The sequence below is a fragment of the Yersinia massiliensis CCUG 53443 genome, assembly GCF_000312485.1.
In the GTDB taxonomy this organism is placed as follows: domain Bacteria; phylum Pseudomonadota; class Gammaproteobacteria; order Enterobacterales; family Enterobacteriaceae; genus Yersinia; species Yersinia massiliensis.
In genome coordinates this window covers 217021-226408 of record NZ_HE997649.1, presented here as the reverse complement: position 1 = coordinate 226408, position 9388 = coordinate 217021, and the positions used below count along the sequence as shown (strand labels likewise).

Genomic DNA, 9388 nt, shown 5'->3' with positions numbered 1-9388 from the left:
TTAGCGCGGTGGTCCCACCTGATCCCATGCCGAACTCAGAAGTGAAACGCCGTAGCGCCGATGGTAGTGTGGGGTCTCCCCATGCGAGAGTAGGACACTGCCAGGCATCAAACACGAGTTATCAGAGTGACATCTGGTAACTGACAAAATCGCCAGAGGCGGTTTTGCACAGCGAGGAAGGCTGGCCCTGTAAAGGGTAAGTATCAGGAAGATACACGTAACAGAATCGGTGGAGCGGTAGTTCAGTTGGTTAGAATACCTGCCTGTCACGCAGGGGGTCGCGGGTTCGAGCCCCGTCCGTTCCGCCACTTATTGCAAAACCCCTGAATCGCAGATTCAGGGGTTTTTTGCATTATAAAAAACTAAAAAATTGATTTATTGTTATGACAATTGAATCGATTAAAATCACTCTTCACTCTTCACTCTTCACTCTTCACTCTTCACTCTTCACTCTTCACTCTTCACTCTTCACTCTTCACTCTTCACCTATTGTTAGTCGCGTATTTTGGATATCAGATCCAGCGTCTTTAAGTACAGGGTAAAAAGTTAGTTGGGACTGATTAGGGACAATAATTAATAATGGCTGGCTGTATTATGCTCAGAAGCAAAACTAGGCGAGATAAGTACGGTACCCAAAAAAACACCCTGTTAGCTCAGGGCTCACAGGGTGTTGGGATCATTTTATTAATCTAGGTATGACCGGTTTTATTCAGGTTTACAGTATGCGGCTAATTAAACGATCGATACGAATTCTGCGTAAACGACGGATGAGTTTACGAACCTTGACGGGGTACTGCTGAATATTCTCAAGCTCAAGGTAGTGCGAGACGACTTTGGTATGAGTGCGGATACACTCTAACTCTTTAGCTCGCTGTTCATGCATCTCATGCTTCGGATCATGAATCAAAATGGCATTCTCAAGATCCAACCGCCACGCACGTGGGTTCAGATTATTACCAGTAATCAATTGCCAGTTATTATCTACCCACATCCCTTTCAGATGATAGGTATTGTCACCATCCTTCCACAAACGAACGATAAGTTGTCCGTTATCCACAAAGCGTTGTAAGCGGCTGAGGAAGCGACGCAAGTTGATTTCGTATAAGTAAGGTAATGCGCCAATAATTTTAAACGGCTGATCTTCGGGAATATAAAAATCATTTGCTGTTTTGTCGCCGACAATAATCTCGACTTGTTTACCTTCCCGCAATAAATAAATGATGTTGCGAACTAATAACGCAGGCAAGTTAAAGTAAGGAGTACAAATTGTCAGACGCTCATCCGCGGAAGACATGAGGTGATGAATCGTTTTGTTCAACGGGCTTTTTTTGCCTAAGCCAACCAAGGGGGTGATGGCTAATTCATCATTGCTCGCTTGCGTAGAGAATTGATATCCGATGTCACGCAGCGAGGAGCGAAACTGCCGAGTTTCGTTTTTGATTTCAGGATTTGTTGGTCGATCCGTACGATCAAGACGCTGAACAGCACCGGCACTCAAGACTCGCTGTTTCACGTAATCAACCATAATACCGGCCAATGATGGATTCGTGATTAACTGGTAACGGTCATAACGATACTTATCGTTTTGATGCAGATAGACGTCATTGATGCTGGCACCACTGTAGATCACGGTGTCATCAATGATAAAACCTTTGAGGTGCAGCACACCAAGGGCTTCTCGGGTATTAACCGGAACACCATAAACAGGAACGCAAACATCAGGATGTTGTGCTGCCATCTCGCAATACCAATCAGCATTAGTATTGACTGCTGCTGCTCCGATACGGCCACGCTGGGCACGGTGCCAGTCTACTAGCACACAAATTTCCAGCTCAGGATGTCGCTGTTTGGCCTGATAGAGGGCGTTCATCACGTCTCGACCTGCATCATCTTGCTCAAGATAAAGCGCCACCAGATAAATACGGTTGGTCGCCTGACCTATTAATTCCAATAGTGTAGAGCGGAAAACCTTGGGGCAATACAGCGTTTGGACATCATCAACTGGCTGGGGGAGTTTGGGCAGTTGTGCAAGGTGTTGTTGATGTTTACTACGTTTAAATTTTGACAACATCACAGTGCGCTTCTTCTCTTGTTATTTAATGGCAAAGCCGCCATATCCAAAAAAACACTAATCCATAGAGTCGGGCGATAATACCACTACTTTTCCGGATTGTGCGCAAGTTTTGCCGGTTAATGACCTAATCGTTTGGGGTTGTGGCGTATATCACGGCGATTCATGCAACTGAAATCACAGCGCCAGTTCCAGATTAACGATCCCATCCTCAATTTGTACATCGATACTAAAGCCCAGTTTTTTAGCTAAACCAATCATGCCGCGATTGTTCGGCATGGTGATCGCGGTTAACCGCGTTAACCCATGGCTACGCGTATACTGGATCATCTTTTCGAGCAGTTCTCGACCTAAGCCTAGCCCTTTTAAGTCTGAGCGTACCAATACGGCGAACTCAGCATCAATATTATCGGGATCAGATAACGCCCGCGTCACACCGATGATTTCCGGTCCTGTCGCATTTTGACGTACTGCGACAAATGCCATTTCCCGATCATAGTCAATCTGCGTCATATTCGCCAAATCATCATGGCTGAATTCATTGATTTCACTGAAGTAGCGATAATAGAGGTCTTCTTTAGTGACTTGATCAATAAACAATTTTAGCAGTGGTTCATCTTCCGGCAAGATAGGGCGGAATAGGCACTCGGAGCCATCTTTTAGCACCACCTTTTGTTCTAACTCATGTGGGTAGGGGCGAATCGCTAATCGAGCCTGCGGGTCGCCACTCACTGGCGCGAGTTGCATGGAAACATCCAGCAGTGTGAACTCATCACCAGAAGCAAGAACGGGGTGGATATCTAACCGACTGATTTCAGGGCAATCGAGAATCAAGTTAGAAACTTGCACCAGCAATCGACTTAATCCTGGAATATCTAAAGGTTGTAGCGATCCACGGCTGCGAATTTTCCCGCCTTTAACCGCTTGAATAATCAGATAGCGGGCCAGTGCCATATTGAGTGGTGGTAGTGCGACGGCGGCCTGTGTTTCATGATGCCATTCGATCCCCCCTTCACCCAACATAATCAGTGGGCCGAAAATTGCATCTTGCTCAACGGCAATGCGTAATTCTTGTGCACCGGCACGATTAGCCATACTTTGCACCAACAGGCCATGGATGCGGGCTTGCGGGAAGGTACGCTTGACGCGATCAAGAATATCGTCAGCGGCGCGTTGTACCTCAATGGCCGTACGCAGATACAGCATAACACCCTGGACTTCAGATTTATGCGGGATATCGGGAGAACGCAGTTTGATCGCAACGGGATACCCCAACCGCTCGGCGATATGCACCGCTTCTACGCTATCACTGGCAATCCAGGTTGGCAGCATATTCAGGCCATAAGCTTCTAGGATCGGCTGTACTTCATGGGTATCGAGCTGAGTCGTTCCTTCAGCCAATGCTTGGCGGATCAATTGGTGGACATGAGCGGTATTCGCCGTCAGCCCCACAGGCAGTGCTGGCGTCTCTTTCAGTTGTTTCTGGTTACGGCGATATTCCACCATATGCATAAAGGCAGTAATCGCACCCTCTGGTGTGCGGTAGGTCGGTATTCCTGCTTCGGTGAATAGCCGCCTCGCGTCCTGCGATGAATATTCTCCGCACCAGTTAGTCAGCACAGTGAGGCGTTTGCCTCGAGGGTGCTGGCGGATAGCTGAAATTAATAGCTCGGCGGTCTTGCTACCCGGTGCTGCGGCACTGGGGGAGTGAATCAGTAGTAACGCGTCATAATCGGTGCTGTCCAATAACGGCTTAACCGCCGCTAAATAGCGCTCAGCACTGGCATCATCCCGCAGGTCTATTGGGTTACGTAAGGAAACAAAAGACGGTAGTGCCTCGCTCAGGGCCGATTGCGTGGTATCCGACAATGTCGCGAGTTTGCCATTACGGCTAATGAGTTCATCCAATGCCATGGCGGCGGGTGCGGCACCATTACTGACAATGAGTAAGCGCTCACCTCGTAAGGGGTGCATATGACTGAGTGTCTCGACAGCAGAGAACAGCTCATGCGTATCCTGCACTCGCAGTAACCCCGCGCGTTGAATCGCGGCATCATAAGCGGCATCTAACCCTTGCTGACCATTCAGTAATTGTTGTGCACGCTGGCTGCGGCCACTTTTGACTACCAGAATGGGCTTATTACGCGAAGCACTGCGTGAGGCAGATAAAAAGCGCCGAGCATCACTGATATGTTCGATATACAACATAATGGCGCTGGTTTTACCGTCTCTGGCGAGGAAATCAAGCAGGTCGTCGACATCAATATCGAGACTATCACCCAGCGCGATAAAGTAAGAAAAGCCAACTTCCCGCTGTTGCGCCCAATCCAGAATGGTATTTGCGACCGCAGCCGACTGGGAGATAAACGCCAATCGCCCTTTTTTGATGGGCACGGGTGAGAAACTGGCATTCAGCCCTTGCCACGGTGCCAGTAAGCCTAAACTGTTTGGCCCAAGCAATCGCATATGGTGACGATGAGCGCAGGCTTTCAATTCTGGGAATTGCTCTGTCGCAGCAGAGAGAACAATCACCGCTTTACAGCCACGAACACCCAAGTCTTCGAGCAATGTCAGATTACGGTGGTCATGTGTACAAAGGATAGCCAAGTCGGGCGTGATGGGGAGGCTGGCGATATTGGCATAAGCCAGCACACCGCAAACCGCTTTATGCGTCGGGGTAACCGGCAGAATAGGGCCATTGAAGCCGCCATCCAACAAATTACGCATCATCAGGAAACCAGCACGTTCAGGTTTTTCCGACGCACCAATGACCGCAATTGATTTCGGGCGTAACAGCGCTTCTAATCCGCGTTGACTCATGGTTTATCCCCGTCATTTCTCAAGTTGCACGCATATGCTGCGCTCATGACTCGACCATCCGTGGACTTCAGCTCAATGAGACTGCTGTTTGCCACTGTTCTGCCCCTGACATCTATCGGGTCTCAGATAAAGGTCGCGTGATTGATTTTATGCGATTTCTTCAGAGTTTGCTGTGACTCGAGCCACTGGATGATGAGGTTTTCCTGCTAAATATTGTTGGCGAAAATAATGAAAATGGGCAGTCAGTCCCTCTGCGGCCTGAAGATCGCCCGCTTGCTGGAGTAATGCCGCCGCCACCTCGACCGTGCAGTGCTGTTCTGGGCGCTGTGCTTCGCGCAAAAGGTAATCGGAGGTATTCGTGACATTCAGCGACAGCATAGGCAAGCCTGCGAGATAGGGGCTTTTGCGAAACATCTTTTTAGCCTCAGTCCAAGTACCATCCAGCAGAATAAATAATGGTGGTTTATCGCTGATAGGTAACTGATTGAGCACCTGTCTTGGCGGCTCGGCATATTTTTCTGGAAAGACGACATAGGGCTGGCGTGTTGGGTCTTGAATGGCCGCAATTAGCGCGGGATCCACTGCTGTTCGCGCCCAAAGAAAGGCTTGAGTATCGGGTAGGATATCAGCGATCAATCGGCCGGTATTACTGGGTTTCAGTGGCTCAGTATCAAACATTACGAGGCAAAATCGGCTGCTCGCCCGTTGTGGTTTGATGGTATCGCATAAGCAAAGCCGCTCTGCCAGTAAGCAGCCTTGACAGCGAATGGCGCGGCAGCCACGGGCACGATAAGCACGAGTCGACGCCGCTAAACGTATCTGGCGTAAGCGCAATACTGCATTTTCCGTCGTTTCGACCATTGGCGAAATACTTTCTGCCAACAATGTATGGCCTTGGATAGAGGGTTCAGTCACGACGGACTCCTAAGAAATAGCGTTATTCTAATCAAACCGCTCCATGAGTTATACAATAAAACCACGCCCCGGCAGAAAACTGTCAGGGCGTGGTTTTTATCGTAGTATCGAACTGATCAGCCTGAGAGCCGATAAATGGGTTAAACTAGCTTAGCGGGCGACCGGTTCTGCGGCTAATTGCTCATTTAACCACTGGTCAAACGGGGCTTTGGGTACTGCGCCATTCAGCATGTCGACCATTTTACCGTTCCGATACAGCATGATAGTAGGAATGCTACGGATGCGAAAACGGGTACTGAGTGCTGGCTCTGCTTCAGTATTGACTTTAACGAAGCGGATTTTTTCGGCGCGCTCTGCGGCAACAGCTTCAAAAATCGGCGCGAAACTGCGGCAAGGCCCGCACCAAGGCGCCCAAAAGTCGATAACGACGGGCAGATCGTCTTGCAGCAGCTTATCCAGAGTTTCAGCGGTGGCATTAATCACTTCGCCATCAAATAAAGAGTGGCCGCAGCGCCCACATTTAGCGCCGTCATCAATACGTTCTTCCGGCAGGCGATTCGTCGCCATACAAGCTGTACATACCGTATTCATACATTCGCCTTTATTTTATTTCTGAGTAGGTAAGTGAAACCAAACAGTAAAAGTGCACTGAATTGTTTCGTTGTTGTTATCTATTATGGGTATAAATGAGGCCAGTGCCAAAAAGGTTTATTCAATGAATACGATAGTTGGTAGCTTTTAGCGCTTGCTTATGGCTAACCGGGCGGACATCAGGTAATCTTCGCGCCCTGCGCGTTGGTGGAGAAGACAATGAACGACTCATTTAGTGGCAAGAACGGAAAAGTTAAAGTGATGTACGTCCGCGGTGACGAAAGTAGCGACGACCGTAACAACAATAACCGCAATAAAAACCCGCGTCCGGCAGGTAAAGGGCGTCCGGGTGATAATGCCGGTCGGGGCAATTCACCGCGTAATAATGACTCACGTCGTAATGATTCTGGCCGTAATGAACGCGATCGTCCTAGCCGTCCGGCACGTTCTGAAAGCAGTGGTCCTTACGATTCACCGTGGAAAACCGTTTCTCGAGCGCCATCGGAAGAGCCTGAATTTGATCATGGTGGCATCAGCGGTAAAAGCCACGTTGATCCTGCTCAGTTGCGCCGTCAGCGCGCTGAAGAAACACGTGTTTATGGTGAGAACGCCTGTAAGGCACTGTTTGAAAGCCGCCCTGATGCGATTGTTCGTGCTTGGTTTGTGCAATCAGTCACCCCACGTTTTCGTGAAGCGCTGAAATGGATGGCGGCGAACCGCAAGGCTTACCATGTGGTTGAAGAAGATGAGCTGGCGAAGGCATCTGGTACTGAACATCACGGTGGCGTGTGCTTCCTGATCAAGAAACGTCAGGGCCTAGATGCCGAAACTTATCTGCAACAGCAGACGCAAGCAAAAGACTGTGTACTGGCATTGGAAGATGTGGGTAACCCACATAATCTGGGTGGCATTATGCGGACCTGCGCCCATTTCGGTATTAATGGCGTGTTGTTGCAAGACCCTGCCATGCTGGAGTCGGGTGCTGCGGTGCGTACTGCAGAAGGCGGTGCAGAGCATATCAAGGCAATCAATGCTGATGATTTCCTCTCGGTGCTGGATACCTTCCGCAAGGCGGGTTACACCATCGTGACCACCTCCAGCCATAAAGGTGTCAGCCTGTCGAAAGCTGAATTACCAGCTAAAATGGTGCTGGTATTAGGCCAAGAGAGTGATGGTCTAACAGACAGCGCATGGCAGCAGGGCGATATGAGTGTGTCGATCGGCGGGACTGGGCGCGTTGAAAGTCTGAATGTGTCGGTTGCGACGGGTATCTTGCTGGCCGAGTGGTGGCGTCAGAATAGCGCGCAGTAAACCTCTTCGCCCTTGGCGTTATAGAGCTGTTCGTAAAGATGTCATCAGTAAAAAAGGGCGCTGAAGTTAATCTTCAGCGCCCTTTTTATTGGGTTTGGCCCGTCCTAAATCGCGTTGATGCAACTAGTGCGCGCCACCTCCTCCGCCTCCGGAAGTGAAGGGCGGTTTGGCAAACCAAACCAGTGCGAGCAGGAGCAAAAATACGGTCGCTGAAAGCCAAAAGATCTCATTTGCTGAGATAATCAGCCCTTGATTGGTAATCTCTCGCGCAATATAGGCTGAGGCTTGCTGCTGGCTCATGCCCAGTTTTTCCAACTCCTGATAAGTCTGCGTCGCATTCGGGTTGAACGGGTTAACAAACTCGGTCAGCTGCGAGTGATGCATCGACTCTCTCTGCGTCCACAACGTTGTCGTGATCGACGTACCAATTGACCCCGCCAATGTTCGCAGGAAGTTAGATAAGCTAGATGCCGCCGCCATGCGCTCAGGTGGTAAGCCCGAGAGGGTAATGGCTGTCAGTGGCATAAAGAAGCAGGCAATGGCAAAGCCTTGCACAAACTGCGGCCATGCTGACGCGCCAAAATCCATCCCCGGTTCGAATGTATATGCTCGCCAGTAGAAACAAACCGCGTACATAATGAAGCTGAATGTGACTAGCTGCCGCATATCAATACGGTGAGAGAAACGGCCAATAATCGGTGACAGCAATACTGGCAATATCCCGACAGGGGCGGAAGCCAAACCGGCCCAAGTTGCCGTGTAGCCATAGACTTCTTGAAGGAGTTGCGGCAGCAAGACAATGGCACCGAAGTACAACATATAGGCCAAACTGATACACAAACACCCAATGGTAAAGTTTCTCGATTTGAATAACGATAAATCGATGACAGGGTGGTCGTCGGTCAGCTCCCAAACAATCAAGAAGGTAATGGCAATCACGGCAATGACCGTCAGGACGATAATCTCGGTCGAGTTAAACCAATCCAGCTCCTTACCTTGGTCGAGCATGATTTGTAAGGCGCCAATACCAACCACCAATAACACCAGACCCACAGTATCGATAGGCTTGATTTCAGTTTTGGTTTCTCGCCCTTTCAGGGTACTGCCAGCCATTAGAATGACCACAAGCCCGATCGGGATGTTGATGAAGAAAATCCAGCCCCAGTGGTAGTTATCACTGATGTAACCGCCTAGAATCGGCCCGAAGATAGGGGCCACGACAATGGTCATCGACCACAATGCCAAGGCCATACTTCGCTTCGCGGGGGGATAGTTATTCAGCAGTAAGCTTTGAGATAACGGAATCAGTGGCCCAGCCACTAAACCCTGAATCACTCGGAAAAAGATGAGCATCCCTAAGCTGTTTGAAATGCCGCATAGCCATGATGCGAGTGCAAATAGTCCTGTTGCCCACAGGAACAATCGCACTTCACCGATGCGCTTTGCTAGCCAACCGGTGATGGGGATAGAGATCGCATTCGCCACGCCAAAAGAGGTAATCACCCACGTGCCTTGCGAGTTGGATGAACCCAAGTCGCCCGCTATCGTTGGGATCGCCACGTTAGCAATGGTAGAGTCCAGCACTTGCATGAAGGTCGCTAATGATAGTGCGACCGTCATCCAAGCAAGTTGGGCACCTTCAAGCGGTTTTTGTGCCACGATGGCCTCCGCACTTAATCT

At 49.7% G+C, this 9388-nt stretch carries 6 protein-coding genes, 1 tRNA gene and 1 rRNA gene; 3 read left to right on the top strand and 5 right to left on the bottom strand.

The genetic code is table 11. From position 1 onward, the window contains the following. Both rrf and BN68_RS20120 read left to right on the top strand, forming a co-directional pair. Positions 1–106, top strand: a 5S ribosomal RNA gene (gene rrf / locus BN68_RS20125); the annotation flags it as partial. Positions 107–231: 125 nt separating this feature from the next. Continuing rightward, positions 232–308 (top strand) — tRNA-Asp (locus BN68_RS20120). 407 nt (positions 309–715) lie between these two features. Here the strand turns inward: BN68_RS20120 and pssA are convergent. From pssA to trxC, 4 genes are all read right to left on the bottom strand, one after another. Further along, on the bottom strand, positions 716–2071 hold the full coding sequence (gene pssA / locus BN68_RS20115; RefSeq protein ID WP_042807012.1) for a CDP-diacylglycerol--serine O-phosphatidyltransferase: 1356 nt from the start codon (positions 2069–2071) through the stop codon (positions 716–718). Positions 2072–2248: 177 nt separating this feature from the next. Beyond that, positions 2249–4891 (bottom strand): bifunctional acetate--CoA ligase family protein/GNAT family N-acetyltransferase, encoded by a 2643-nt coding sequence (locus BN68_RS20110; protein WP_019212992.1) that lies wholly within the window; start codon positions 4889–4891, stop codon positions 2249–2251. A 147-nt stretch (positions 4892–5038) separates the two neighbouring features. Beyond that, entirely contained in the window at positions 5039–5752 is a 714-nt protein-coding gene (locus tag BN68_RS20105; protein WP_051144581.1) for a tRNA-uridine aminocarboxypropyltransferase, read from the bottom strand. Between the two features lie 204 nt (positions 5753–5956). After that, the gene (gene trxC / locus BN68_RS20100) at positions 5957–6397 is read right to left on the bottom strand and encodes a thioredoxin TrxC (protein ID WP_042807011.1); all 441 of its coding nucleotides are present in this window, start codon (positions 6395–6397) and stop codon (positions 5957–5959) included. Between the two features lie 219 nt (positions 6398–6616). Between trxC and BN68_RS20095 the strand changes: the two genes are divergently transcribed. Next, on the top strand, positions 6617–7708 hold the full coding sequence (locus tag BN68_RS20095) for a tRNA/rRNA methyltransferase (RefSeq protein WP_019212989.1): 1092 nt from the start codon (positions 6617–6619) through the stop codon (positions 7706–7708). Between the two features lie 123 nt (positions 7709–7831). Here the strand turns inward: BN68_RS20095 and emrB are convergent, their stop codons facing one another. After that, entirely contained in the window at positions 7832–9370 is a 1539-nt protein-coding gene (gene emrB, locus BN68_RS20090; protein WP_186375653.1) for a multidrug efflux MFS transporter permease subunit EmrB, read from the bottom strand. Positions 9371–9388: the final 18 nt, after the last annotated feature.

Excerpts from the sequence above, each read along its gene's own strand:
- pssA (WP_042807012.1), bottom strand. The coding sequence starts at position 2,071 with ATGTTGTCAAAATTTAAACGTAGTAAACATCAACAACACCTTGCACAA.
- trxC (WP_042807011.1), bottom strand. The coding sequence starts at position 6,397 with ATGAATACGGTATGTACAGCTTGTATGGCGACGAATCGCCTGCCGGAA.
- BN68_RS20110 (WP_019212992.1), bottom strand. The coding sequence starts at position 4,891 with ATGAGTCAACGCGGATTAGAAGCGCTGTTACGCCCGAAATCAATTGCG.
- BN68_RS20095 (WP_019212989.1), top strand. The coding sequence starts at position 6,617 with ATGAACGACTCATTTAGTGGCAAGAACGGAAAAGTTAAAGTGATGTAC.
- BN68_RS20105 (WP_051144581.1), bottom strand. The coding sequence starts at position 5,752 with ATGGTCGAAACGACGGAAAATGCAGTATTGCGCTTACGCCAGATACGT.